The organism is Luteibacter jiangsuensis, from assembly GCF_030812295.1.
Taxonomy (GTDB): domain Bacteria; phylum Pseudomonadota; class Gammaproteobacteria; order Xanthomonadales; family Rhodanobacteraceae; genus Luteibacter; species Luteibacter jiangsuensis_A.
This window is the reverse complement of sequence record NZ_JAUSSK010000002.1, coordinates 317560-340552: the sequence shown is the minus strand read 5'-3', so window position 1 is coordinate 340552 and position 22993 is coordinate 317560. Positions and strand designations below refer to the sequence as shown.

The 22993-nt window shown below is 64.8% G+C and carries 23 protein-coding genes; 18 read left to right on the top strand and 5 right to left on the bottom strand.

From position 1 onward, the window contains the following. The first annotated feature begins 56 nt into the window (after nucleotides 1-56). The 9 genes from J2T07_RS06925 (at nucleotide 57) to J2T07_RS06885 (ending at nucleotide 6337) form a co-directional block, all read left to right on the top strand. Entirely contained in the window at nucleotides 57-857 is an 801-nt protein-coding gene (locus tag J2T07_RS06925) for a lysophospholipid acyltransferase family protein (protein WP_306848475.1), read from the top strand. Beyond that, nucleotides 854-1855 carry a YheT family hydrolase gene (locus J2T07_RS06920; RefSeq protein WP_306848474.1) on the top strand — a complete coding sequence of 334 codons (1002 nt, stop codon included), beginning with the start codon at nucleotides 854-856 and terminating at the stop codon, nucleotides 1853-1855. Before J2T07_RS06925 ends, J2T07_RS06920 begins: the two co-directional genes overlap by 4 nt. A 50-nt stretch (nucleotides 1856-1905) precedes the next feature. Further along, on the top strand, nucleotides 1906-3000 hold the full coding sequence (locus J2T07_RS06915) for a PQQ-dependent sugar dehydrogenase (protein ID WP_306848473.1): 1095 nt from the start codon (nucleotides 1906-1908) through the stop codon (nucleotides 2998-3000). 11 nt (nucleotides 3001-3011) lie between these two features. Then, entirely contained in the window at nucleotides 3012-3635 is a 624-nt protein-coding gene (locus J2T07_RS06910) for a YbhB/YbcL family Raf kinase inhibitor-like protein (RefSeq protein ID WP_306848472.1), read from the top strand. 113 nt (nucleotides 3636-3748) lie between these two features. Further along, nucleotides 3749-3907 (top strand): DUF1328 domain-containing protein, encoded by a 159-nt coding sequence (locus J2T07_RS06905; protein ID WP_306848471.1) that lies wholly within the window; start codon nucleotides 3749-3751, stop codon nucleotides 3905-3907. A gap of 58 nt (nucleotides 3908-3965) precedes the next feature. After that, entirely contained in the window at nucleotides 3966-4355 is a 390-nt protein-coding gene (locus J2T07_RS06900) for a DUF883 family protein (protein WP_306848470.1), read from the top strand. 25 nt (nucleotides 4356-4380) lie between these two features. Then, the gene (locus tag J2T07_RS06895; RefSeq protein ID WP_306848469.1) at nucleotides 4381-4863 is read left to right on the top strand and encodes an ABC transporter ATP-binding protein; all 483 of its coding nucleotides are present in this window, start codon (nucleotides 4381-4383) and stop codon (nucleotides 4861-4863) included. Further along, on the top strand, nucleotides 4860-5177 hold the full coding sequence (locus J2T07_RS06890) for a hypothetical protein (protein ID WP_306848468.1): 318 nt from the start codon (nucleotides 4860-4862) through the stop codon (nucleotides 5175-5177). The genes J2T07_RS06895 and J2T07_RS06890 overlap by 4 nt, the downstream gene beginning before the upstream one ends. Before the next feature lie 119 nt (nucleotides 5178-5296). Beyond that, nucleotides 5297-6337 carry an AI-2E family transporter gene (locus J2T07_RS06885; protein ID WP_306848467.1) on the top strand — a complete coding sequence of 347 codons (1041 nt, stop codon included), beginning with the start codon at nucleotides 5297-5299 and terminating at the stop codon, nucleotides 6335-6337. Nucleotides 6338-6346: 9 nt separating this feature from the next. Here J2T07_RS06885 and J2T07_RS06880 read toward each other — a convergent pair whose 3' ends face one another. Next, entirely contained in the window at nucleotides 6347-7369 is a 1023-nt protein-coding gene (locus J2T07_RS06880; RefSeq protein ID WP_306848466.1) for a LacI family DNA-binding transcriptional regulator, read from the bottom strand. Nucleotides 7370-7586: 217 nt separating this feature from the next. Between J2T07_RS06880 and J2T07_RS06875 the strand changes: the two genes are divergently transcribed. Genes J2T07_RS06875 through J2T07_RS06850 form a run of 6 tightly spaced genes read left to right on the top strand, consistent with a single transcriptional unit; the run spans nucleotide 7587 to nucleotide 13830 of the window. Then, a complete protein-coding gene (locus tag J2T07_RS06875) occupies nucleotides 7587-9161 on the top strand; it encodes a sugar ABC transporter ATP-binding protein (protein WP_306848465.1) in 1575 nt (524 codons plus the stop codon). Then, complete coding sequence (locus J2T07_RS06870; protein WP_306848463.1) at nucleotides 9158-10150, top strand: ABC transporter permease; 993 nt, start codon at nucleotides 9158-9160, stop codon at nucleotides 10148-10150. Before J2T07_RS06875 ends, J2T07_RS06870 begins: the two co-directional genes overlap by 4 nt. Then, on the top strand, nucleotides 10147-11223 hold the full coding sequence (locus J2T07_RS06865; protein WP_306848462.1) for an ABC transporter permease: 1077 nt from the start codon (nucleotides 10147-10149) through the stop codon (nucleotides 11221-11223). The genes J2T07_RS06870 and J2T07_RS06865 overlap by 4 nt, the downstream gene beginning before the upstream one ends. Continuing rightward, on the top strand, nucleotides 11220-12212 hold the full coding sequence (locus tag J2T07_RS06860; protein ID WP_306848461.1) for an autoinducer 2 ABC transporter substrate-binding protein: 993 nt from the start codon (nucleotides 11220-11222) through the stop codon (nucleotides 12210-12212). The genes J2T07_RS06865 and J2T07_RS06860 overlap by 4 nt, the downstream gene beginning before the upstream one ends. A 25-nt stretch (nucleotides 12213-12237) precedes the next feature. Beyond that, entirely contained in the window at nucleotides 12238-13128 is an 891-nt protein-coding gene (locus J2T07_RS06855) for an NAD-dependent epimerase/dehydratase family protein (protein ID WP_306848460.1), read from the top strand. Nucleotides 13129-13146: 18 nt separating this feature from the next. Then, nucleotides 13147-13830: an aspartate/glutamate racemase family protein gene (locus tag J2T07_RS06850; RefSeq protein WP_306848459.1), complete on the top strand. Its 684-nt coding sequence runs from the start codon at nucleotides 13147-13149 to the stop codon at nucleotides 13828-13830. A 1-nt stretch (nucleotide 13831) separates the two neighbouring features. Here the strand turns inward: J2T07_RS06850 and otnC are convergent, their stop codons facing one another. Further along, the gene (otnC, locus tag J2T07_RS06845; RefSeq protein WP_306848458.1) at nucleotides 13832-14482 is read right to left on the bottom strand and encodes a 3-oxo-tetronate 4-phosphate decarboxylase; all 651 of its coding nucleotides are present in this window, start codon (nucleotides 14480-14482) and stop codon (nucleotides 13832-13834) included. A gap of 74 nt (nucleotides 14483-14556) precedes the next feature. On the opposite strand from otnC, the gene ltnD reads away from it, so the two are divergent. Genes ltnD through otnK form a run of 3 tightly spaced genes read left to right on the top strand, consistent with a single transcriptional unit; the run spans nucleotide 14557 to nucleotide 17547 of the window. Next, nucleotides 14557-15483, top strand: coding sequence for an L-threonate dehydrogenase (gene ltnD, locus J2T07_RS06840; protein WP_306848457.1), 927 nt, complete (start codon nucleotides 14557-14559; stop codon nucleotides 15481-15483). Nucleotides 15484-15493: 10 nt separating this feature from the next. Next, entirely contained in the window at nucleotides 15494-16282 is a 789-nt protein-coding gene (gene otnI / locus J2T07_RS06835) for a 2-oxo-tetronate isomerase (protein WP_306848456.1), read from the top strand. Beyond that, nucleotides 16279-17547 carry a 3-oxo-tetronate kinase gene (otnK, locus tag J2T07_RS06830; RefSeq protein ID WP_306848455.1) on the top strand — a complete coding sequence of 423 codons (1269 nt, stop codon included), beginning with the start codon at nucleotides 16279-16281 and terminating at the stop codon, nucleotides 17545-17547. Before otnI ends, otnK begins: the two co-directional genes overlap by 4 nt. Before the next feature lie 44 nt (nucleotides 17548-17591). Here the strand turns inward: otnK and J2T07_RS06825 are convergent, their stop codons facing one another. The 3 genes from J2T07_RS06825 to J2T07_RS06815 are packed head-to-tail and all read right to left on the bottom strand — an operon-like array spanning nucleotide 17592 to nucleotide 22988. Beyond that, nucleotides 17592-18365, bottom strand: coding sequence for an SDR family NAD(P)-dependent oxidoreductase (locus J2T07_RS06825; protein ID WP_306848454.1), 774 nt, complete (start codon nucleotides 18363-18365; stop codon nucleotides 17592-17594). After that, nucleotides 18362-19795: an efflux transporter outer membrane subunit gene (locus J2T07_RS06820; protein WP_306848453.1), complete on the bottom strand. Its 1434-nt coding sequence runs from the start codon at nucleotides 19793-19795 to the stop codon at nucleotides 18362-18364. Before J2T07_RS06820 ends, J2T07_RS06825 begins: the two co-directional genes overlap by 4 nt. 1 nt (nucleotide 19796) lies before the next feature. Next, the gene (locus tag J2T07_RS06815; RefSeq protein WP_306848452.1) at nucleotides 19797-22988 is read right to left on the bottom strand and encodes an efflux RND transporter permease subunit; all 3192 of its coding nucleotides are present in this window, start codon (nucleotides 22986-22988) and stop codon (nucleotides 19797-19799) included. Between the last annotated feature and the right edge of the window lie 5 nt (nucleotides 22989-22993).

Here is a 22993-nt window from a genome sequence, read left to right as displayed (position 1 = left end):
ATAAAGACAACTTCCCCTAGCGGCAGCGACCGCCCATCGTTAATCTTGTGTGCTCGATGGAAGCCGCCTCCGCCAACCCGACCCCACGCGACCGACTGCGTCCGCTGCGCTATGTGTGGCGAGTGCCGTTGTTGGTGCTCCACGTCCTGTTTGGCGTCGTCATCTGTGCGCTGATCCTGAGTTGGGCGGGCGGGGTGATGAAGAACGGGCGTGAGCCACTGGCCCACCGAACCATCCGCATGTGGTCGACCCTGCTGTTGCGCGTGTTCGGGTTCCGTAGCCGCCGCTTCGGCCAGCCTTTGCCGGACCCGGTGCTGTTCGTGGCCAACCACACGTCGTGGCTGGACATCGAGTTGCTTCATTCGCAGCGCGCCGCCTGTTTCGTCGCCAAGGCCGAGATCGCCAGCTGGCCGCTGGTCGGCTGGATGGCCGCGCGCGGCGGTACCATCTTCCACCGCCGGGGCAATAACCACTCGCTGGCCTCGGTCATGGCCTCGATGGTGGAGCGCCTGCGCGAAGGGCGTTCCGTGGCGGTGTTCCCCGAGGGTGGGACGGGCCACAACGGCGTGCTGCGCGTGTTTCATGCGCGCATCTTCCAGGCCGCCCTCGATGCCGGGGTGCCGGTGCAGCCGGTGGCCCTGCGTTTCGCCCGTCACGGCAAGCGGCTGATCGATGCCGGGTTCCGAGAAGGCGAAAGCTTCATGGGTAATTTCCTGCGCTTGCTGGGCGAGCCGCCGCTCGACGTGGAAGTGCATTTCCTCGAGCCGGTTCCGGTCTCGGCCGACGGACGCCGCCGCATGGCGGAGGCCTCGCGCGAACGCATCGCGCAGGCCCTGGATACCGACACCCCGGCATGAGCCTGCCGCGGGGTTCCGACTTCCTGCCGCCGTTGCCGCTGCGCAGCGGGCACATCCAGACCATGCTTTCCTCCAGCGGCATCCGCCGCCGCCTGCTGCCGAAACGGGCCCACCAGGTGCAGGAGAACGCGCAAGAGGTGCTGATCGATGTCGGCCGCGGCGATCGATTGAGCGGCCGTTTCACCGCCCAGCGCACGGGCCGTGAGTCGCGTGGCCTGGCCATCCTGTTCCATGGCTGGGAGGGCAGCGTCGACTCCACGTACGTATTGCAGACGGGCAGCCGCTTGCTGGAGGAAGGCTGGGATGTGTTCCGCCTGAATTTCCGCGACCACGGCGACAGCCACGGTCTCAATGAAGCCCTCTTCCACTCCTGCCGTATCGACGAGGTGGTGACCGCCCTCGGCGAGATCGCCAGGATGTTCCCGGCGAAGGCCGTGGGCGTGGCCGGATTTTCCCTGGGCGGCAACTTCGCGCTGCGCGCCGGCATGCTGGCGCCCAAGCAGGGCGTCTCGCTGGACTACGTGCTGGCCGTCTGTCCGATCATCGACCCCAGCGAAGGCCTGTTCTCCCTGGAGAGCGAGGCGCCCTGGTTCTACCAGGCCTATTTCATGCGCAAGTGGCGCCGCTCGCTGCAACTCAAGCAGCAGGCGTTCCCGCACGCGACGTACTTCGAACTCGAGGAACTGCGCCAGAACATGCGCGACCTCACCCGCTCGCTGGTGCTGCGGCACACCGATTTCGGTTCGCTCGAGGCCTACCTCGACGGTTATTCCGTGGCTGGCGACCGGCTGATGGACCTGCATCTGCCGGCAACCATTCTCACCTCCCGCGACGATCCCGTGATCCCGGTCGGCGCGTTCGATCAGTTGCGCGTGCCACCGAACATCGAGCTGGATATCGCGACTTATGGTGGCCATTGCGGCTTCATCCGCGATTTCAGCATGACCAGTTTCACCGACGACTACATCGCAGCCCGTTTCGACGCCATCACCCGTTGAACCTTCCACGCCTGGACAGGGACAGACGGGCCTCAACTGGGAGTCCGTTCATGCGTAGCGCCTTCGTCCTCGGCCTGGTCCTTCTCGCCGCCCCGGCCTTTGCCGCCACTCCTCCCCTGGAATCGTTGAAGTTACCTCCCGGTTTCCAGATCGCGGTCTGGACCGACCAGGTGCCGGACGCCCGCGAGATGGCTCTTGGGGCGAAGAACACGGTGTTCGTGGGATCGCGCGACGCGGGCAAGGTATTCGCCGTGACCTACGCCGCCGATGGCAAGGCGGACAAGGTACGCACCGTCGCCAGTGGCCTGCAGCTTCCGGTGGGGGTGGCCTTTCATGGCGGCGATCTCTACGTGTCCGCGATCAGCCGGATCTACGTGATCCGCGACATCGAGAACCACCTCGATGCGCCACCGAAGCCCGAACTGGTCACCGACAAGCTGCATACCGAGACGGCCCACGGCTGGAAATTCATCGCCTTCGGTCCGGACAACAAGCTCTACGTGCCGGTCGGCGCACCATGCAACATCTGCGATCGCGGCGACGAAGGCTTCGCCCAGCTGTTGCGCATGAATCCCGATGGCAGCGGTGTCGAGACGGTGGCGCGGGGCATCCGTAACACGGTGGGCTTCGACTGGCGCCCCACGGACAAGTCGTTGTGGTTCACCGACAACGGCCGCGACATGCTCGGCGACGACATGCCCAGCGACGAACTCAACCATCTGACCAAGCCCGGTGAACACTTCGGTTATCCCTACTGTCACCAGGGCGATACGCTCGATCCGGAATTCGGCAAGGGCAGGAACTGCAAGGACTTCACGCCGCCTGTGCTCAAGCTGGGCGCCCATGTGGCGGCGCTCGGCATGCGCTTCTACAACGGAACGCAATTTCCCGCCGCCTACCATGGCGCCGTCATCGTCGCCGAGCACGGCTCGTGGAACCGCACGGCGAAATCCGGTTACCGGGTAATGACCGTGCGCTTGAACGGCAACAAGGTAGTCAGCTACGAGCCGCTCGTCGAAGGTTTCCTCGTCGACGAAAAGGTGTCCGGCCGTCCTGCCGACGTACAACCGCTCCCCGATGGCAGCCTGCTGATCAGCGACGACGACAACGGCGCCATCTATCGCGTGACCTATAAGAAGCAATAAAGGAGTCCCCCATGCGTCTCAACAGCGACAGCATCCAGAACGGCAAGCCCATTCCCTCGAACTTCGCCTTCATGGAGGCCGGCGACCCGATCAAGCCAGCCGGCAACGTCACGCCGCACCTGGCCTGGACCGAGGTTCCCGCCGGCGCGCGATCCTTCGCCATCGCCGTCATCGACACCGACGTGCCCTCCAAGCCGGACGATGTGAACGTCGAGGGCCGCGAAGTACGCCGCGACCTGCCACGCGTGGAATTCGTGCACTGGCTGATGGCCAACATTCCCCTGGAATGCCGCGAGTTGGGCGAAGGTGCCTGCGGCGAAGGCATCGTGCCCCGTGGAAAGAAGGACCCGGTGGGCCCGCCCGGCTCGGTGCAGGGCCTCAACGACTACACGGGCTGGTTCAAGGGCGACCGCGACATGGAGGGCCACTACCACGGCTACGACGGCCCCTGCCCGCCGTGGAACGACACCATCCCCCACCATTACCACTTCCACGTCTATGCTCTGGACGTCGAGAGCGTGCCGCTGGAAACCGGCTTTTCACTGGCCGAGTTTCGTGACGTGATCGAAGGGCACGTCGTGGACCAGGCGACGATCACCGGAACCTATTCGCTGAACCCGAAGGTCAAGGCGTGAGGGCGAGGTGAAGGGCACTGGCTGAATGCCTATTGAGCGAGGCCGGCGGGCTTCACGCGGCATGCGCGGCGCGCGGGACTAAATGGTCTCGCGCTACCCACGGAGAAACCACCATGCTGCACTACGCCCTCGTCTTCCTCGTCATCGCGATCATCGCTGCCGTATTCGGCTTCGGCGGCATCGCGGGCACGGCGGCCGGCATCGCGAAGATCCTCTTCGTGATCTTCCTGATCCTGGCGATCATCTCCTTCTTCCGTGGCCGTAACGTATAGACCACGGCGTCACCCTTTTTGCCGTACCTTGTCCAATCCCAGCCCCGGAGACCGTCAAATGAACAATCCTGCCGACCCCGTCGCCAACGCCGCGACCGCCGCCGCGAACACCGTTTCGGCCGCCGAGCGCATCGATGCACGCGCCGAGCGAGTGAAGCAGGCCACCTCCGAGGTCGTGGACCGGACCAAGGAAGTGGTCGACCGCGCCGCCGACAAGGTGGAGAACACCTTGCATCACGCCACCGACAAGGCCGCCCATGGCGCCACGCGCGCGGCCGAAAAGGCCGAGGAAGCCAAGCTGCGCGGCAAGGAAGCCTATGGCGAGGCCGTGGAGACCGCGAACGACTGGCTGGACACGGCCCGCGACTATGTCCGCGAGAAACCCGTGCAGTCCATCGCGCTGGCCCTGGCCGCGGGTTGGCTGGCCGGCCGTATCCTGCGCAACTGATCCTTTCCTTCCAGGGGCGCGACACATGCTGGAAGACGGCCCCTCGGGGCGAGACGATGCTGACGGAACGGCGCCGGCGGATGCGGCAGCCGGTCCCAAGCTGACCATGCCTGCCTGGGTCGCGGATGTCCGCCGCCTGGGTGCCGGGCTGAAGAAGCTCTTCGCCGCGCAGCTGAAGCTGCTGGGCGCTGAGATCGGCCTGGCCAGGAGCGGCATCGTCATGATGCTCTTCATGGGGCTGGCCGCCATCGTCTTCGCGGTGGCGTTGGGATTCACCCTGCTGGCGCTGGCCGGCTGGGGGCTGGCCCAATGGTTCGGTTCGTGGGCGTGGGCATTGACCGTGCTGGCGGCGTTGCAGGCCGTGCTGCTGGTCGGTGCGATCCTCGTCTTCCGCCGCGGCATGCACTGGCTTACGCTCCCCGCCACGCGCGCCGAACTTTCCACGCTGGCACGGGACGCCGCGAAGCAAGGCAAGGCGGAAAGCGAGCAGGCGGGAGAGCAGGCATGAGCATTTTCAGCAGCATGGCGAAAGTCACCGCCGCCCGGGCCCGGGTCGCGGCGGCGCGGCGGGATACCGTCGAACCGGCCGCCGCCTTGATAGCGCGTGGCTACGAACACCCCCTCACGGTGCTTGGCATGGCCGCCGGCTCCGGATTCCTGCTCAGCAAGGTCAAGCTCAACCCGCTCGCGGTGCCCGGCGTCACAGGCCTGGTGGCGACGGGTAGCGCCGACCTCATCGGCAAGATCGTTTCCATCGCCGCCGGAAGTTTCCTCGGCAAGATGGCCGGCGATGTCGCGGACGCGGCCGAAGAGGCACCGTGAGCGACGTTCCCAGTCCACTGCCCACGCCGGTCCCTTCGACGGCGGCACCGGGTGCCGCCGTTTCCACGATCGCCGTGCCCCCACGCCGGACGCCCGCAAGCGGGCGGAGCAGCCGGCGGATGTCGCGCAACCTCCGCGCGATCCGCATTTCGCTGACCGGCCTCGTCCTGCTGGCGGCGATCTACACGGTGGCCATCGGCAAGTCGTTGCTGGTACCGCTCGTGCTCGCGGGGTTCATCGGCCTCGCGCTCAACCCCATCGTCGCCGCCGCCGCGCACCTGCGCATACCGCGCTGGTTGTCCGCGGTGACGGTGATGGTGCTGCTCGGCTTCGGTCTCGTATCGGCCGTGACGACGCTTTCGGAGCCCGCGCTCAACTGGTTCCACGAGGCGCCGACGGCGATGCGTGCCTTCGCACCGAAGATCAAGCCGATGACCCAGCAGATCGAGGCCGCCAGCCGGGCGACGCAGAACCTGGTCGGCGGGACGATGGCGCGCAACGTGCCGCAGAGTCCCAACAACTTCGCCTTCACGGCATGGGACATCCTCGCGGGCGCGCCGAAGGTACTGGCGAGCGTGTTGACGGTCGCCTTGCTTGTGTTCTTCTTCCTCGTCTACGGTGACGAGATCCTTCGGCGCGCCGTCGAGATATCGCCCACCTTCGCTTATAAGCGACACACGGTAAGCATCGTACGTAGCATCCAGGTGGAGGTGTCGAGCTACCTCCTGCTCACGGCGGCGATCAATGTCACGCTCGGCCTCGTCACCGCGGGCATGCTTTACCTCTACGGCGTACCCGATCCGCTGTTATGGGGCACCGTGGCCACGATCGCCAACTTCATTCCGTACGTCGGCGCCATCACCACCACGACCGTGCTCGCCATCGTCGGCGCGTTGCACTTCCAGGAGCTTGGCCCCGCCTTGCTCCCAGCCGCCACGTTCGCGGGCATCACGGCGGTCGAAGGCAACATGATCACGCCCATGTTGCAGGGGCGCCGCTCGCGGCTGAGTCCAGTGGCGATCCTGCTCTGGTTGCTGGTGTGGGGCTGGCTCTGGGGCGTGCCCGGCGCACTGCTGGCCGTGCCGATGCTCACCTGCGTGAAGTTGATCACCGCCAAGCTGCGTGGTTGGCAGTGGTTCGCGCATATCATTTCGCGCTGAACGCCATTTTCAGGTACTGCCGCGCACCTGCAACTGGAACGAAACGTCCACACGCCGTTTCGCCGGCGTGTGCCCGGCGAAACGGTCGAGAAGTTGTCGGGCAGCGACGCGGCCTATTTCCAGTCGTGGAGACATGATCGTGGTGAGGCCGGGCTGGACGAGATCGGCCAGGCCCAGGCCGTTGAATCCCGCGATGGCCACCCGCTTCGGAACGGCAACGCCTTCGCGTTGCGCGCGCAGGATGGCGCCCACGGCGAGATCGTCATTGGCGAAGAAGATCGCATCCACCTTCGGCGTCGCTTCCAGGACGTCCATCAATGCGTCGCCGCCGAGCGCCCAGTTCGATGGGCCGTCGTATGAGATGGGCTCTCGCCGATGCAAACCATGCCGTGCCAGGATCCGGTCCATGCCCTTGTAGCGCTGCGCGGCACGATAATCCGCCTGGATGCGGCAGCCAATGAAAACGATCTCGCGGTAACCCTGCGTGACGAGATGTGTCGCCATCGTCTCGCCGGCCTTGTAATGGGAAAGGCCGACATTCATGTCGATGGCCTGTGTTCCGTACTCCATCATTTCCACCACGGGCTTGCCCCAGCGCTTGAGCAGGTTGCGTGTGCGGTCGAGATGACGCATGCCAGCGATGATCATGCCCGGTGGGGACCAGCCGAGGAAGGTGGACACCGCCCCGTACTCGCGATCGAGGTCGTATTCGGTGTTGCCGAGCATCAGTTGATATCCGGCTGCCTGCGCGACGTCCTGGATACCCGCAATCACTTCGACGAACACGGAGTTCGACAGCGAAGGCACGATCACAGGGATCACGTTCGAACCTGCGGAGGCCAAGGCGCCCGCAACAAGATTCTGCACATACCCGAGGGATTCCACCGAAGCGCCAATACGTGCGCGCAGGGTTTCCGATACGGTGGCGGGCTTGTTCAATGCACGCGACACGGTCATGGGAGAGACGCCCGCGTGTTCGGCGACGTCCTTCAGCGTGACGGTCCGCTCGGTGGGCATTTTCGTGGGACTCATGTGTGACCGGCTCCTTCGGTGATCGCGCTACCACCCTGATCGAACCGGGATGATTGCGCAACGCAGCGCCGCTGACCAGCCCGGTCGAGCACGTATACTTGTGCATCGCACAATAAGTTGTTGGCGCTCAAGGCATAAAAATGATTGCGCTATCATTTCTGGCGGCCTATAGTCCGGACGCATTGTGGTTCCGCGCTCCTCATGTCCCGGAGGTTTCGTGATCCAGTTGTCCAACGCTTCGCACGCACACGCCCCGGCGATAGACAAACCCGCGGCGCGGGCCGTGCTTGCCGCGCATGGCATCGTCAAGCGTTTCGGCCCGGTGGAGGTACTTGGTGGCGTGGACCTGCAACTGAAGCCCGGTCGCATCCTCACCCTCATGGGCGAGAACGGCGCAGGCAAATCGACGATGTTCCGCATCCTCGCAGGGCAGCTCCAGCCGAGCGCGGGAACACTGAGTCTCAACGGGGGACCGCTGCACCTGGCTTCCCCGCACGCAGCCCATGCGCATGGGATCCATCTCGTGCCACAGGAACCGATGCTGCTACCCGAACTCACCGTGGCGGAAACCATGTTCTTGGGGCGCCTGCCCATGGCCGGCACCTGGTTGCGGCATGTCGACTGGAAGGACGTACGCCGTCGTTCGCGCACGGTATTGGACATGCTCGAATTGGACATCGACATCGATACATGCGCAAAGACGTTGAGCATCGCGCAGTTGCAGCTGATCGAGTGCGCGAAAGCCCTGCTGCATGACTGCAGGATCATTCTGTTCGACGAACCCACCTCGCCCCTGACCGCGTACGAAGTCGATACCCTGTTCAAGATCATGCGTCGGCTGGCCACCGACGGTTGCACGTTGAGTTTCATCAGCCACCGCACCGAAGAAGTCATGTCGATCAGCGACGACATCGTCGTACTGCGGGATGGGCGGCCGGTAGACTGCGTGGAGCGCGGCGATTTCGATCGCACGCGCCTGCTGTCGAAGATGGTGGGCCGCACGATACGTGACATTCCCCGTCGCGAGAAAAGTCACGCCACCGACGACGCCGTGCTCGAAGTCGAGAATCTCGCCAGTGAGCCGGTCTTCCGCCGCATCGGGTTCACCCTGCGCCGGGGCGAGATCCTTGGACTGGCCGGGCTGGTTGGCGCCGGCCGCACCGAAATCGCCGAGACCATCTTCGGTGTCCGCCGCCCCACCAGTGGCGCGGTGCGTCTGGCCGGTGAGGACATCACGGCCAAGCCCTGTCACGGACTCATCCGCAAGGGACTGGTCTACGTCCCGGAGGACCGTGCGCGACATGGTGCGGTCCTGTCGATGAGCATCGCGCAGAACATCACCTCGGGGCTGCTCGAGCGCGTGCGCCAGTCCGCGGGCCTGTTGAGCGACGACGACGAGACCCGCCTCGGGGCCGACGCCGTACGCGAATTCCGGGTGCGTTGCGCGGGGCTGGATCAGCCACTGCGAGAGCTCTCCGGCGGCAATCAGCAGAAGGTCGTCTTCAGCAAGTGGATAGCCACCGGTCCCAAGGTCGCCATCCTCGACGAACCGACACGGGGCGTGGATGTCGGATCGAAGGAGGAAATCTATGAGCTGATCGAGGCGATGGCCCGCGATGGCATGGCCGTCCTCGTGATTTCGTCGGAAACCGAGGAACTGGTTCGCCTGTGCGACCGCGTGCTGTCCATCTACGAAGGCGAGCTGGTCGCGGAACTGTGCGGGACGCAGATCACCCCCGAAGGTGTCAGCGCTTCATATCTCGGCAAGCCAAGGGATGAGGCGACGCTGTGAACACAGCCACGATATCCACCTACAAACGCATGGCCTCGCCACGCTTCGCAATGACGCGCGAGGCGACCCTGGTCGTGGCGACCGTTGGCCTGACGCTGGCGGTCGGAATACTCAACCACGACTTCCTTGGCGCCCAGAACCTGCGTTTCATGTTGCTCAATTCCGTGGTTCTTTCACTGGTCGCGCTGGGTCAGACGCTCGTTATCTCGATGCGCGGCATCGATCTTTCGGTGGCCCCGGTGCTCGGCCTTTCAGCCATGGTCTGCGGCCTGCTGGCGCAGACGCATGGTCTGTCGTTGTCGCTTGCCTTGCCCCTGGCTGTCGGCATGGGGATGGTGCTCGGTTCGGTGAACGGCGTGCTCGTGGCGGCACTGGATATTCCGCCGATCGTCGTGACGCTGGGTACGTACAGCCTGTATAGCGGCCTGACCTTCCTATACTCGGACGGCACGCAAGTCGACGCCGTGCCGGCAGCCTGGGCTGCCTTCGGCAACGGCAACCTCCTCGGTGCCATACCCCTGCCGACGCCAGCGATCGTGCTCATGGTCGTCCTTGCCCTGTGTTGGTACATGCTTCGGCACACCGCATTCGGCCGTGCGATCCTGGCAGTCGGTAACAACGCGACCGCCGCCTATGCCGCGGGTCTGCCGGTGGCCTGGGTACGCGTGCGTGTCTATGCCCTCGCAGGCATGCTGGCCGCCTTCTCCGGGCTCATGTTCCTCTGCTACACAGGGTCGGCCACGGTAACCGCCGGCACGGGCGACCACATCGAGTTGCAGTCGATCGCGGTCTCGTTGATCGGTGGCACGGCGATCGCCGGGGGGCGTGGCAACCTGATTGGCACCGTGCTCGGCAGCCTGTTCCTCTCCGTGGTGCTCACGGCGCTGGTTTTCCTCCATGTTCCGCCAATCTGGTATTCCGCGGGCGAGGGCTTGATGATCCTCGCCGCCGTGCAGGGTGCGTTCCGTCGCCGGGGTGCGCAGGCATGAGCGCCTATCCAGCCGACACGCACGCCACCAAGCCCAACATCGTGACACCCACGCGGCGTCGCCGCCTGCTGCCGATGGGCGGCTGGGAGTCGTCGCTGGCCGCGCTACTCGTCGCCGTGCTGGTCGGCTTCGGGGTTGGTGTGCCCGGATTCTTCAACGATGTATCGGGCCTGCTCGGCATGACCGGCAATTTCCTCCCGTTCGGCCTGGTCGCGCTCGGCCTGTCCCTGGTGATCTTCACCGGCGGCATCGACCTGTCGGTCGGTGCGACCGCGAGCCTCGCCGCGGTGGTCGCCGCGCAGCTGTGGGCAACTTACGGGTTGGATATCTGGATCGCTTCGCTTATCGGGCTCGTGTTGGGTGGCATGCTGGGAGCCATCAACGTCGCGATCATCGTAAAGCTGCGCATCGAACCGCTGATCGCGACCCTGGCCAGCAGCTTCATCTACGGCAGTGCGGCCGTGGCCGTCGCGGGTGATTCGCCACCCTCCGGCTTTCCGGACGCCTTCAATGCGCTGGGCGCCGGGGCACTTCCCATCGGCAGCCTCCAGGTTCCATACCAATTGCTGCTCTTCGTCCCGCTGGCGGTGGTCTTCTGGTTGCTTCTTTCACGCAGCGCGTTCGGCCGCAAGCTCGTCACCGTGGGATACAACGCGGAAGCCGCGCGTTACTCCGGCATCCGCGTTCCCCGCGTGCTGGCGGGTGCCTATGTGATCAGCGGCACCATGGCCGCGCTGGCCGGGTTGGTCCTTTCCGCCTATTACAGCGCGGCACGGCCGGACATGGGCGACGTACTGCTGTTGACGACGATCGCGATGGTCGTGCTCGGCGGCGTCAGCATCTTCGGTGGTGAAGGCAGTATGGGGGGCGTGATCGTAGCCGTGCTGCTATTGGGCTTCATGCGCCAGGGCCTGCTGATCGCCGGCTTGTCCGACATGGTCACGTCCATGCTGACCGGCGCGATCCTGATCGCCTCGATCGCTGTCCGCAACCTGTTCAGCACACGCGGCGGCGGCTTAGGCGCACGCCTGCGCGCACTCGTCCGTCGTACCCGTTACAGGAGGGAGCAATGATCCGTAAACGTCACATGCTTGCGTTGGCCACCATCGTCCTGACCATGGCCACATCCGTCCCGGCCCAGACCGTCGATACATCCAAGCGCATCAAGGTAGCCATGGTGCCGAAGCTGGTCGGCCTCTCGGTGTTCAAGGCGAACCAGCAGGGCGCGGAGGCCGCGTCGAAGACACTGAACATCGACTTTCTCTATACCGGGCCGGTGACGGCATCCGCGCAGGGGCAGGTCGACGTCTTCAACAGTCTCATCGCCCGCAAGTTCGATGTGATCACCACGACGTCGAACAATCCCACCCAGCTCGCTCCGGCCCTGCGTCGGGCGATGAAGCAGGGCATCAAGGTGATCTCCTACGACAGCGACGTGGCGACCGATGCACGAGACTTCTTTATCCAGAACACCGAGTATCCCGCCTTCGGCAAGGCGCTCGTCGACTCGGTGGCGAAGTACATCGCACCGGACGCCGAGGTGGCGATACTCTCCTCGACGAAGGACGCGACCATCCAGAACGAATGGATCAAGTCGTTGACCGCATATATGAAGGCGGCCTACCCGAAGATGAAAATAGTCACTACGGAGTACGGGCAGTCGAACCCATCGTTGTCGCTGACCGCGGGGTTGAACATTCTCCAGGCCCACCCGAACGTGGCGGCGATCATCGCGCCGGATGGTGCTTCCGAAGTTGGCGCCGCGGCGGCGGTGGAGAAACTGGGTAAGACCGGCAAGGTGTTCGTGACCGGGTGCAGCAACCCAGACGCCATCCGCCAGTACGTCAAGAGCGGCGTCATCAAGGCAAGTCCGCTCTGGGACGAGGTGAAAGAAGGCCAGCTGGTCATGCACGTGGCCCGGCTAGCGGCCAACAACGCTTTGAAACCGAACGACACGTTCAGCGTGCCTGGCCTCGGTAACTACACCGTGAAGGACAAAGTCATCATCTTCAGCGAGCCCTTGGTCTTCACCGCTGACAACATCGACCAGTACAAGTTCTGACCCCCATCCGTCTTGAGGAGTACCCATGAAGCGCGTGATTTTTACCGGCGGGAGCGGAAAGGCCGGCCGGCATGTCGTGCAGTACCTGGTCGACCAGGGCTACCGCGTGCTCAATCTCGATACGAAGCCGCTCGACAATCCCGCCGTGCGCACCCTGATCACCGACATCACCGATTCAGGCCAGGTGTTCAACGCGTTGTCGAGCTACACCGGGCTACATGAATTCGATCCGGACCTCTCCCCTGAGCCGATCGACGCCGTGGTCCATTTCGCTGCGATCCCGCGCATCATGATCGTGCCGGACAACGAGGTTTACCGCGTCAATGTCATGGGCACGTACAACATCATCGAGGCGGCCGCGAAGCTGGGCATCCGCAAGGTGATCATCGCGTCCAGCGAAACCACCTACGGTCTTGTGTTCAACCATACCCCACGTGACCCCGAGTACTTCCCGCTCGACGAGGACTACCCGGTGGATCCGCGCGACAGTTATGCCACGTCGAAGATATGCAACGAGAAGACGGCGCAGGCGTTCGCCGGACGCACCGGCATGGACATCTACGCCATCCGCATCGGCAATGTCATCGAGCCTCACGAGTACGCGAATTTCCCGGGATTCTTCTCGAAGCCGGATTTCCGAAAGCGCATCGCGTGGAGCTATATCGATGCCCGTGACCTGGGCCAGATCGTCGACCTGGGCATCAAGAAGGACGGCCTGGGCTTCCAGATCTTCAATGCGGCGAACAACGATGTCTCATCGGACTTGCCGACGGCCGAGTTGCTGCGCCGCTACTACCCGAACGTACCGGTGAGGGGCCAGATGGAGGAATTCGAGACCCTGCTCTCCAACAAGAAGACGCGCGATGTGCTCGGCTTCCGCGAAGTCCATAACTGGCGCAAATACGTGAAGGCCTGACTGGCCGGAGGATTCGTCATGTCCGCACAAACCACGCTCGTGATCGTCCACACCGGACCGGTCACCGTGCAACCCCTGAGCGCGCTCGCGCCGGAACTCATTCCCGGAGTGCGCGTGGTCAACCTCGTCGACGATAGCTTGCTCAAGGACACCATGGCAGCCGGTCACGTCACGCCCGAAGTGACCCGTCGACTTGCACAGTACATGATGATCGGCCAGGACATGGGGGCGACCATGATCCTCAATGCCTGTTCTTCCGTGGGGGAGGCCGCGGATGCGGTTCGCCCCTTGCTCGCCGTGCCCCTTGTGAAGATCGACGTCGCCATGGCCGAACGTGCCGTGGCCACCGGCCGGCGTATCGGGGTGGCCGCGACGGTACAGACGACACTCGATCCCACGGTTCGCCTGATCGAACGCGTCGCCCGGGACAGTGGTAAACAGATAGAGGTAAGGCGTGCGCTATGCGAGGGCGCGTTCGATGCCTTGCTTGCGGGGCGCACCGAAGAGCACGACGCCATCGTCGAGCGGGCATTGATCGGGTTGGCGAAGGATGTCGACCTTATCGTGCTCGCGCAGGTATCGATGGGCCGCATAGCCGACAAGCCGGGCGGATCGATCGGCGTGCCGGTGCTGACAAGTCCGCGCCTTGGCATGGAGCGCGTCGCGGAGACCTTGCGTGGACATTTGGAACGCGCTGCCTGACTCAGCCGTGGTGGTGATCGTTGCCGAAGACATGGCTAAGTTCCTCCACCTGTGCGGGCGACAACGTGCGGGGATGAAGACCGCGCAGCAAGAGGAAGAGCCGCGCGGTCTCTTCCAGTTCCTCGATGGCGTTGACCGCCGCGGTGAGCGAGGTGCCTGCAACCACCGGACCGTGGTTGGCCAGCAGCACGGATGCATAACGTCCCGCGAGTCCGCGAATGGCATCCGCCACCATGGGGTCGCCGGGACGGTGGTAAGGCACCAGTGCGGTATCGCCGACGCGCATCACGTAGTAAGGCGTCAACGGTGGAAGCACGGATGCCGGATCGACATCCGGAAGCATGGACAAGGCGACGGAGTGTGTGGAATGCAGGTGCACCACCGCTCTGGACCCGCTGCGGGATTCGTAAAGAGCGCGGTGCAACGGTGCTTCCTTGGTGGGCTTGTCGCCATCGATGAAGCGGCCCTGTGCGTCGAATCGCGACAGGCGGGCTGGATCGAGGAAACCGAGCGACGCATCGGTCGGCGTCATCAACAAGCCACCGTCGTCGAGGACCACGCTGATATTTCCGGACGATCCGTGGGTAAGTCCCCGTTCGAACATCGAACGGGCGAGCAGGCAGACCTGTTCCCTGAGGCGGGACTCGCTCATGGTTCGGCTCACATGATTCCGTTGGCGACACGGATATGGTAGCGCAATCAGAAGAGCGGCAGGGAGAGAGAGGAATGCATTCGAACGAGGTGGCGAGCACGGGATGGGACAGAGTGGGAGTGGCCGTCGCGGGACTTGGTTCCATGGGCCTGGGCATGGCTGCTTCGCTCCTGCGCGCAGGAGCGGACGTGACGGGATACGACCCGGATCCGAACAAACGCGAAGATTTCGCCGCCTTGGGCGGAAAGGTGGCGGTTTCGTCCGTCGAGGCATCGCGCGGTGCGACGCTCGTGGTGAGCGTGGTGGTCGACGCGGGCCAGACCGAGGCGCTCCTTTTCGGCGATGAAGGCATAGCCACGGTCATGGCGGAAGACGGGGTATTCATTTCATGCGCGACCATGGCGCCCGATCGCGCGCGCCGTATGGCGGCTCGCCTGGAAGCGACAGGTCGCCATTACCTGGACGCACCGGTGAGCGGCGGCGCGCGGCGCGCCGCCGATGGAAGCCTCACGATTCTCGCCTCGGGAACCGAGCAGGCTTTCGCTCGCGCGGCGCCTGCGCTCGACGCGATGTCGGCGACGCTTCATCGCCTGGGCGAGGCGCCTGGCGAGGCGGCAGCCTTCAAGATGGTCAACCAACTCCTCGCCGGCGTGCATATCGCCGCGGCATCGGAGGCGATCGCCTTCGCCGCGCGCGAAGGGCTCGACCTGCATCGGGTCTACGAAGTCATCACCGCCTCGGCAGGCAACTCCTGGATGTTCGAGAACCGTGTGCCGCACATCCTCGATGGCGATTACCGGCCGCTCAGTGCCGTCGACATCTTCGTTAAAGATCTCGGCATCGTTCTGGACATGGGCCGGGCCAGCAGTTTCCCGGCGCCGCTCGCCAGCGCGGCCCTGCAACTTTTCATCATGACCTCGGCGGCCGGCATGGGGCGCGACGACGATAGCTCCGTGGCGCGCCTGTACGCGCGTATCGCCGGCCTCGACCTGTCCCTTTAGAGGAAACCGTATGCCCCGCTTCGCCGCCAACCTGACGATGATGTTCAACGAGCACGCCTTCCTCGACCGCTTCGATGCGGCCGCGACGGCTGGATTCGATCAGGTCGAGTTCCTCTTTCCCTATGACCATCCGGCCGGACTGGTGGCCGAACGTATACGGCGAGCCGGGTTGTCGGTCGTGCTGATGAATCTGCCTGCGGGCCGATGGGAGGCCGGTGAACGTGGAATCGCCGCCTTGCCGTCGCGCGCCGACGAGGTGCGCGATGCCTTCGAACGCGCGACACCTTACATTCGCGCGCTCAATGTGCCGCGCGTGCACCTCATGGCGGGCATCGCGCCGAACGATGACGAGCACGAGCGCGCATATCGTGATGCCGTGACATGGTGCGCTGGGCGAGCCGCGGAACTGGGTGTTGACATCATGCTCGAGCCGGTGAACCGCAGGGACATGCCGGGGTATTTCATGAGCGACGTGGACGCCGCCGTCCACTTGATCGAAGAGCTCGGCTTGCCGAACGTACGGCTGCAACTGGATATCTATCATGCGCAGATCATCCACGGCGATGTGACGACACGGATCCGCCGGTTGATCGAATACCTCGGCCATGTGCAGATCGCCAGTGTTCCGTCGCGACACGAACCGGACGGGGAAGAACTGAATTATCCCTTCCTCTTCGATGAGCTGGATCGCCTGGGGTATGAAGGCTGCATCGGCTGCGAATACCGTCCGCGAGGACGCACGGAAGAGGGTCTCGGCTGGCTTGCGGCCTACGGTCACCGCGCGAAGGTGACATCATGAGCCTGAGCATGGGCGCGATAGCCGATGACTATACGGGTGCGTCGGACCTGGCAAGCACCCTCTCGAGCAACGGCTTGCGGGTGATCCAGACCATCGGCGTTCCGGCGGACGATATGGAACTGCCCGATGTCGACGCGGTGGTCGTGGCGCTGAAAAGCCGGTCCATCGCGGCGGCGGAGGCAGTACGCCAATCGCTTGACGCCGAGCGATGGCTACGTGCGCGCGGCGCCTCCCACGTGTTGTTCAAGGTGTGCTCGACGTTCGATTCGACGGCAAGAGGAAATATCGGACCGGTGACCGACGCGCTGGCGGAACGCACGGGCGCGATGCCACTGGTTTGTCCCGCCTTCCCGCGAAACCGGCGGACGGTCTATCAAGGCCATCTCTTCGTCGGCGGCGACCGATTGGACGAGAGCCCGCTCAAGGATCATCCGGTGACACCCATGCGCGACTCCAGCCTCGTCAGGCTCATGGCCACCCAGAGCCGAAGGCCCGTCGCGCTATTGCCACTGGCCGTCGTCCGGGATGGCGATGATGCGGTCCGGGCCGAGCTGGTCCGGCTGCGCGTGCAGGGTGTCGGCAGCGTGATAGCCGACGCGGTATTCGACACCGACCTGGAAGTGCTGGGCCGCGTCGCCCTCGACGACACGCTGTCGACGGGAGCATCCGGCCTGGGCCTCGGGCTCGCGCGCGCCCTGGCGAGGGCTCGCGCCGTCGACAGCGATGTATTGTCGATGGCGGGCTCCCCCGACCTGCGCGGGTCGCTCGTGCTGGCTGGAAGCTGTTCGGCCGTCACCCTGGAGCAGCTCGATATCGCCGAACGTGACCTGCCGGTACTGAGGCTCGACAGCGAAGCACTGCTCTCCGGTCACGGCGACATCGCCGACGCCACCGCCTGGGCACGGCGGCGGCTTGCCGAAGGTCCGGCAGTCATCGCCACCAGCGCTCCACCGGATCGAGTCCTTGAGCTTCAGGCACGACATGGCGCGAAGCGTGTATCGGAAGTGCTTGAAGATGCGTTGGCGGACATCGCCTTGCGACTTGCCACCGAAGGCCTATCGCGCCTGATCGTCGCGGGAGGCGAAACGTCCGGCGCGGTGGTCGACAGGCTGGGGATTGAAGCCTTTCTCATCGGACATGAGTTGGCACCAGGGGTACCCGTGCTGTTTGCTCTGGGACGACGTCACGCGGATCTGCGTCTGGTGCTGAAGTCGGGAAATTTCGGTGGCCCTGACTTCTTCGTGGACGCCCTGCGGGCCGAATAAAGGGATTCATCGGTTGCCGATCCGGCGACCGGGCAGCTACGGCGTCACCAGCCGATCTTCACCCGGTCGCGAAAAAATTCGCCCGTGGCCGCTTCCCGTTCCGGTAACAAGGCCGCCCATACGATGCCTTCGGCGCTTTCAGCGGCGGGCCGGCCACCGCTGCCGCCGAGCGCGGTGGCGGTCCAACCCGGACAGACGGCATTGACGAGAATGCCGCTGCCGGCGAGTTCGCGCGCCGTGACCTGCGTATACGCATTGAGCGCCGCCTTCGAGATGCGGTACGCCGGGGCCTTGTCGCTGCACATGTTGTGCACGGCGCATTCGCTCGACACGTTGACGATCCTGCCGTAGCCATGCCGGCGCATCAGCGGCAGCGCGGCCGCGGTAAGGCACCATGCACCCAGCAGATTCACTTCCAGCGCGCCACGGATGGTATCCAGTTCGGGCGCCGAGATCTTAGCGTCGTAATCGAAGTATCCACCGGCGTTGTTGACCAGGATGTCGAGCCGGCCGAAGCGGGCGTCGATATGCGCGATAGCCTGTTCGATGTCGCCCTGGCGGGTGACATCGAGCTTGATCGCATAGGCATCGCCGCCGAGTTCACGGATGGCGCGGGAGGCTTTCTCGCCCTTGCCGGGTTCTCGCATACCCATGAATACCGTGACCCCGAGCGAGGCGAGCTGGCGCGATACCTCCAGTCCGATGCCGCGATTGGCGCCACTCACCAGCGCGACACGCTGGGTGAGTGGCGGCTCGACGGCCATCGCGCTGCAGCGCTTCGCCTGCAGGGGCAGGCGATGAACCTTGGCGGCACTCATGGCACCTTCGCAACCTCGCTGCACGCGTTGTCGCCACACGCCTGCCAACCGCCACCGAGCGCCTTGTACAACTGCACCGCGCGGGTATTGATGGCGGCCTCGGCCTCGGCCAGCTGGTCTTCCGCCGAAAGCTGGGTACGTTCGGCGTCGAGCAGTTCGAGATAATCGGTGCGGCCGGCGTCGTAACGGATCTTCGCGAGGTCAGCCGCGCGGCGGCTCTCCGTCGCCTGCACCACCAGCTTCTCGACACGCTCACGCTGCTGGTTGAAGCCGACCAGCGAATTGTCGACGTCCTCGAGCGCCGCCAGAACGGTGCGCTCGTAATTGGCGCGGGCTTCGTCGGCCCGTGCCTCCGCCCCCTTCACGCCCGAACGCACGCGCTGCACGTTCAGGCCCGACCACGAGATGCTTGGGGCGAGCGACCAGGCGCGCGAGTCGGCGCCACCGAAATCGTTGCTGCGGCCGGCGAGGAAGCCGATGAATCCGCCCAGCGTGATGTGCGGGAAGTAGTCGGCCTTGGCCACGCCGATACGGGCGTTCGCGGCAGCGAGCTCGCGCTCGGCGATGCGGATGTCCGGACGCCGTTGCAACACCTCGTCGGCACCGCCGATGGCGAGGCTGACGTCGATGGGCTTGAAGGTCGCCGGCGAGAGGTCGACATCGAGTTCGCCCGGGCGCGCACCGAGCAGCACCGCGATGCGGAACTGGTCGGCGCTGGCCTGGGTCTGGAGCACGGGCAACTGCGCTTCCACCGAGGCAAGCCGCGCCTTCGCGCTGGCGAGGTCCTGTTCGGCCCCGGTGCCCAGCTCGACGCGCGCGGCGATCACCTTCAGCGAATCCTGCTGGTTGGCGATGTCCCGCCTGGCCACGTCGATACGCAGCTGCGTGCCGCGCAGGTCGAAGTAGTTGCGCGCCACTTCGGCGAACAACGTGACCTGCGCATCCTGCAGCGACGCCTCGCCGGCGGCGGCGTCGGCGCGCGCGGCCTCGACCGACCGGCGGATACCGCCGAACAGGTCGAGTTCCCACGATGCATCGAATCCGGCCTGGTAGGCGGTGACGGTCTGGCGCTGGTCGCTGAAGCCCGGCTGCTGCTCGCGGCTACGCTGGTACGACACGCCGGTTTCGATGTCGGGGATCTGCTGCGATTTCGCCGAGCCGAGCGCGGCACGCGCCTGGTTGAGGCGTGCCACCGCGATCTTCAGGTCCGGCGAGCCCTGCGCCGCGCGGACGATCAACGCGTCGAGGGTCGGGTCGCCGAACTGCTTCCACCAACGTGCCTGCACATCGCCGTTGTTCTGGTGCGTCGCATCGACGCCCTGCAAGGTCACCGGCGCTTCCTTGGGTGCGTGGTAGTCGGGGCCCACGCTCGCGCAACCGGCGAGGACGAGGGCCGCGAACAACGCGGTACTGCGAAGAACGATTTTCATATCAGGACTCCCGGGCCGCATGGGCGAGGAGACGGCGCTCGCGGCGCGCCTGGCGGCGGGCCTCCGAACGCTCGTTCCACGCGCGGATCAGCACGTAGAAGAGCGGGGTGAAGATCAGGCCGAAGAAGGTCACGCCGAGCATGCCGGAGAACACCGCCACGCCCATCGCGTGGCGCATCTCCGCACCCGCGCCGTGCGAGGTCACCAGCGGCACCACGCCCATGATGAAAGCGAACGAGGTCATCAGGATCGGGCGCAGTCGCAGGCGGGCGGCCTCGAGTACCGCATCGATGCGGTTCATGCCGCCGATCTCCGCTTCGCGGGCGAACTCCACGATCAGGATCGCGTTCTTGCAGGCGAGACCCACGAGAACGATCAGGCCGATCTGGGTGAAGATGTTGTTGTCGCCACCGGTGACGATGACGCCGGTAATGGCGGAGAGCAGCACCATCGGCACGATCAGGATGACCGCGAGCGGCAGGCTCAGGCTTTCGTACAGCGACGCCAGCACCAGGAACACGAGCAACACGGACAGCGGGAACACCAGTACCGCGGTATTGCCGGCGAGGATCTGCTGGTAGGTCAGTTCGGTCCACTCGTAGCTCATGCCGTTGGGCAGGCTCGAGGTGACCAGCTTCTCCATGGCTTCCTGTGCTTGGCCCGTGCTGTACCCCGGCGCCGCGCCGCCGTTGATCTCGGCCGTGGGATAACCGTTGTAGTGCTGCACGCGGTCCGGGCCGTTGGTCTGGCGCATGGTGAGGAAGGACCCGAGGGGCACGAGGTCGCCGGCGGCGTTGCGGGTCTTGAGACCGACCACATCGGACGGCTCGTGACGGAAGGACGGTTCCGCCGACACGTTCACCTGGTAGGTGCGGCCGAAGCGGTTGAAGTCGTTCACGTAGAGCGAGCCGAGATATGCCTGCAGCGTCTGGAACACGTCGCCCAGGTCGATGCCTTCCGACTTGGCCTTCTCGCGATCCACGTCGGCGTCGAACTGCGGCACGCTCACCTGGAAACTGGTGAACAGGTGCGCGAGTTCCGGCGTCTTCTGACTGGCCGCGATGATGCCCTGGGTCTGCTTGTAGAGTTCCTCGAAACCCATGTCGCCACGGTCTTCGATCTGCATGCGGAAACCGCCGATCGTGCCGAGACCGTTGACCGGCGGTGGCGGGAAGATCGCCATGTACGCACCCTGGATCGACGCGAACTGGGCGTTGAGGCGAGCGGCGATCGCATCCGCCGAGAGGTCGGCCGAGCGGCGTTCCTCGAACGGCTTCAGCGCGACGAAGACGATGCCCGAGTTGGTGCTGTTGGTGAAACCGTTGATCGACAGTCCGGGGAACTGGATGGCGTTGGCGGTACCCGGATCCTTCAGGGCGATATCGCCCATCTGGCGGATCACCGCTTCGGTGCGGTCGAGCGAAGCGGCATCGGGCAGCTGCGCGAAGGCGACGAGATACTGCTTGTCCTGCGGCGGCACGAAACCTGTCGGCGTCCTCATGAAACCGAAGACACCCAGGGCGACGAGGCCGGCGTAGATGAACAGCACCACGGCGGAGAAGCGCAGGATCTTCTGCACGCCACCGACATAGCCATGCGACGCGCGTTCGAACGTGCGGTTGAACGGGCGGAACAGCCAGCCGAGGCTGCGATCCATCCAGACGGTGAGCTTGTCCTTCGGCTCATCGCGGCCCTTGAGCAACAGCGCGGCGAGCGCGGGGCTGAGGGTCAGCGAGTTGAACGCGGAGATCACCGTCGAAATGGCGATGGTCAGGGCGAACTGACGATAGAACTGGCCGGTCAGACCGCTGATGAAGGCAGCCGGGACGAACACCGCGCACAGCACGAGTGCCGTCGCGACGATCGGGCCGGTCACCTCGGTCATGGCCTGGCGCGTGGCCATCTTCGGATCGAGCCCATGCTCGATATGGCGTTCCACGTTCTCCACGACCACGATCGCATCGTCGACGACGATACCGATGGCAAGCACCAGTCCGAACAAGGACAGCGCGTTGAGGGAGAACCCGACCAGGTACATCACCGCGAATGTACCGATGAGTGAAACCGGTACGGCCACGAGCGGGATGATGGACGCACGCCACGTCTGCAGGAACAGGATCACCACGAGCACGACGAGGATGATCGCCTCGAACAGCGTGTGCACGACGGCTTCGATGGAGCCGCGCACGAACACCGTGGGATCGTAGACGATGGTGTAGTCGACGCCTTGCGGGAAGTCCTTCTTCAGCAAGGCCATCTCCGCCCTGACCTCGTCCGAAATGGCGATGGCGTTCGAGCCTGGACGCTGGAAGATCGGGATCGCCACCGCTTCACGGTTGTTCAGAAGGCTGCGTAGGGCATAGTTGTTCGAGCCCAGTTCGACGCGGGCGACGTCGCGCAGGTGCGTGACGGAACCGCTCGGGTCGCTGCGCACGATGATATTGAGGAAGTCGTCCTCGGTGACGAGGCGGCCACGCGTATTGATGTTGACCTGGAAAGCATTCGTATTCGGACCGGGCGGCGCGTTCAGCGCACCGGCGGCGACCTCGATGTTCTGCTCGCGCACCGCCTTGATCACGTCACCCGTGGTCAGGTTGCGGATTGCCAGCTTCTCCGGGTTCATCCAGATGCGCATGCTGTACTCGCCCGCGCCGAACAGCTGGACGTCGCCCACGCCGTCGAGACGGGCGAGCTGGTCCTTGATGCGCGTGCGGGCGTAGTTCGACAGGTACAGCATGTCGTACCGGTTATCCGGCGAGGTGAGATGCACGACCATGGTCAGGTCGGGCGAACTCTTGGTCGTCGTCACACCGAGGCGTTGCACTTCTTCCGGCAGCCGCGGCAGGGCCTGGGCGACGCGGTTCTGCGTCTGCACCTGCGCGTTGTCGAGGTCGGTGCCCAGGGCGAACGTGACCGTGAGGGTCATCGAGCCGTCGCTGGTCGCCTGCGAGGAGGTGTAGAGCATGCCTTCCACGCCGTTGATCTGTTCTTCGAGCGGCGTGGCGACGGTTTCGGCGATGACTTTCGGGTTCGCACCCGGATAGGTCGCCTTCACCACGACGGTCGGCGGGACGACCTCCGGGTATTCACTGATCGGCAGCTTGAACACGGCGATACCGCCCGCGATCAGGAACAGCACCGACAGCACGCCCGCGAGGATCGGGCGTTCTACGAAGTATTGAGCGATTTTCATTGCGG

Excerpts from the sequence above, each read along its gene's own strand:
- otnK (WP_306848455.1), top strand. The coding sequence starts at position 16,279 with ATGAGCCTGAGCATGGGCGCGATAGCCGATGACTATACGGGTGCGTCG.
- J2T07_RS06855 (WP_306848460.1), top strand. The coding sequence starts at position 12,238 with ATGAAGCGCGTGATTTTTACCGGCGGGAGCGGAAAGGCCGGCCGGCAT.
- J2T07_RS06915 (WP_306848473.1), top strand. The coding sequence starts at position 1,906 with ATGCGTAGCGCCTTCGTCCTCGGCCTGGTCCTTCTCGCCGCCCCGGCC.
- J2T07_RS06860 (WP_306848461.1), top strand. The coding sequence starts at position 11,220 with ATGATCCGTAAACGTCACATGCTTGCGTTGGCCACCATCGTCCTGACC.
- otnI (WP_306848456.1), top strand. The coding sequence starts at position 15,494 with ATGCCCCGCTTCGCCGCCAACCTGACGATGATGTTCAACGAGCACGCC.
- J2T07_RS06920 (WP_306848474.1), top strand. The coding sequence starts at position 854 with ATGAGCCTGCCGCGGGGTTCCGACTTCCTGCCGCCGTTGCCGCTGCGC.
- ltnD (WP_306848457.1), top strand. The coding sequence starts at position 14,557 with ATGCATTCGAACGAGGTGGCGAGCACGGGATGGGACAGAGTGGGAGTG.
- J2T07_RS06820 (WP_306848453.1), bottom strand. The coding sequence starts at position 19,795 with ATGAAAATCGTTCTTCGCAGTACCGCGTTGTTCGCGGCCCTCGTCCTC.
- J2T07_RS06815 (WP_306848452.1), bottom strand. The coding sequence starts at position 22,988 with ATGAAAATCGCTCAATACTTCGTAGAACGCCCGATCCTCGCGGGCGTG.
- J2T07_RS06895 (WP_306848469.1), top strand. The coding sequence starts at position 4,381 with ATGCTGGAAGACGGCCCCTCGGGGCGAGACGATGCTGACGGAACGGCG.
- J2T07_RS06865 (WP_306848462.1), top strand. The coding sequence starts at position 10,147 with ATGAGCGCCTATCCAGCCGACACGCACGCCACCAAGCCCAACATCGTG.
- J2T07_RS06910 (WP_306848472.1), top strand. The coding sequence starts at position 3,012 with ATGCGTCTCAACAGCGACAGCATCCAGAACGGCAAGCCCATTCCCTCG.
- J2T07_RS06925 (WP_306848475.1), top strand. The coding sequence starts at position 57 with ATGGAAGCCGCCTCCGCCAACCCGACCCCACGCGACCGACTGCGTCCG.
- J2T07_RS06890 (WP_306848468.1), top strand. The coding sequence starts at position 4,860 with ATGAGCATTTTCAGCAGCATGGCGAAAGTCACCGCCGCCCGGGCCCGG.
- J2T07_RS06900 (WP_306848470.1), top strand. The coding sequence starts at position 3,966 with ATGAACAATCCTGCCGACCCCGTCGCCAACGCCGCGACCGCCGCCGCG.
- J2T07_RS06850 (WP_306848459.1), top strand. The coding sequence starts at position 13,147 with ATGTCCGCACAAACCACGCTCGTGATCGTCCACACCGGACCGGTCACC.
- J2T07_RS06905 (WP_306848471.1), top strand. The coding sequence starts at position 3,749 with ATGCTGCACTACGCCCTCGTCTTCCTCGTCATCGCGATCATCGCTGCC.
- otnC (WP_306848458.1), bottom strand. The coding sequence starts at position 14,482 with ATGAGCGAGTCCCGCCTCAGGGAACAGGTCTGCCTGCTCGCCCGTTCG.
- J2T07_RS06825 (WP_306848454.1), bottom strand. The coding sequence starts at position 18,365 with ATGAGTGCCGCCAAGGTTCATCGCCTGCCCCTGCAGGCGAAGCGCTGC.
- J2T07_RS06885 (WP_306848467.1), top strand. The coding sequence starts at position 5,297 with ATGTCGCGCAACCTCCGCGCGATCCGCATTTCGCTGACCGGCCTCGTC.
- J2T07_RS06880 (WP_306848466.1), bottom strand. The coding sequence starts at position 7,369 with ATGAGTCCCACGAAAATGCCCACCGAGCGGACCGTCACGCTGAAGGAC.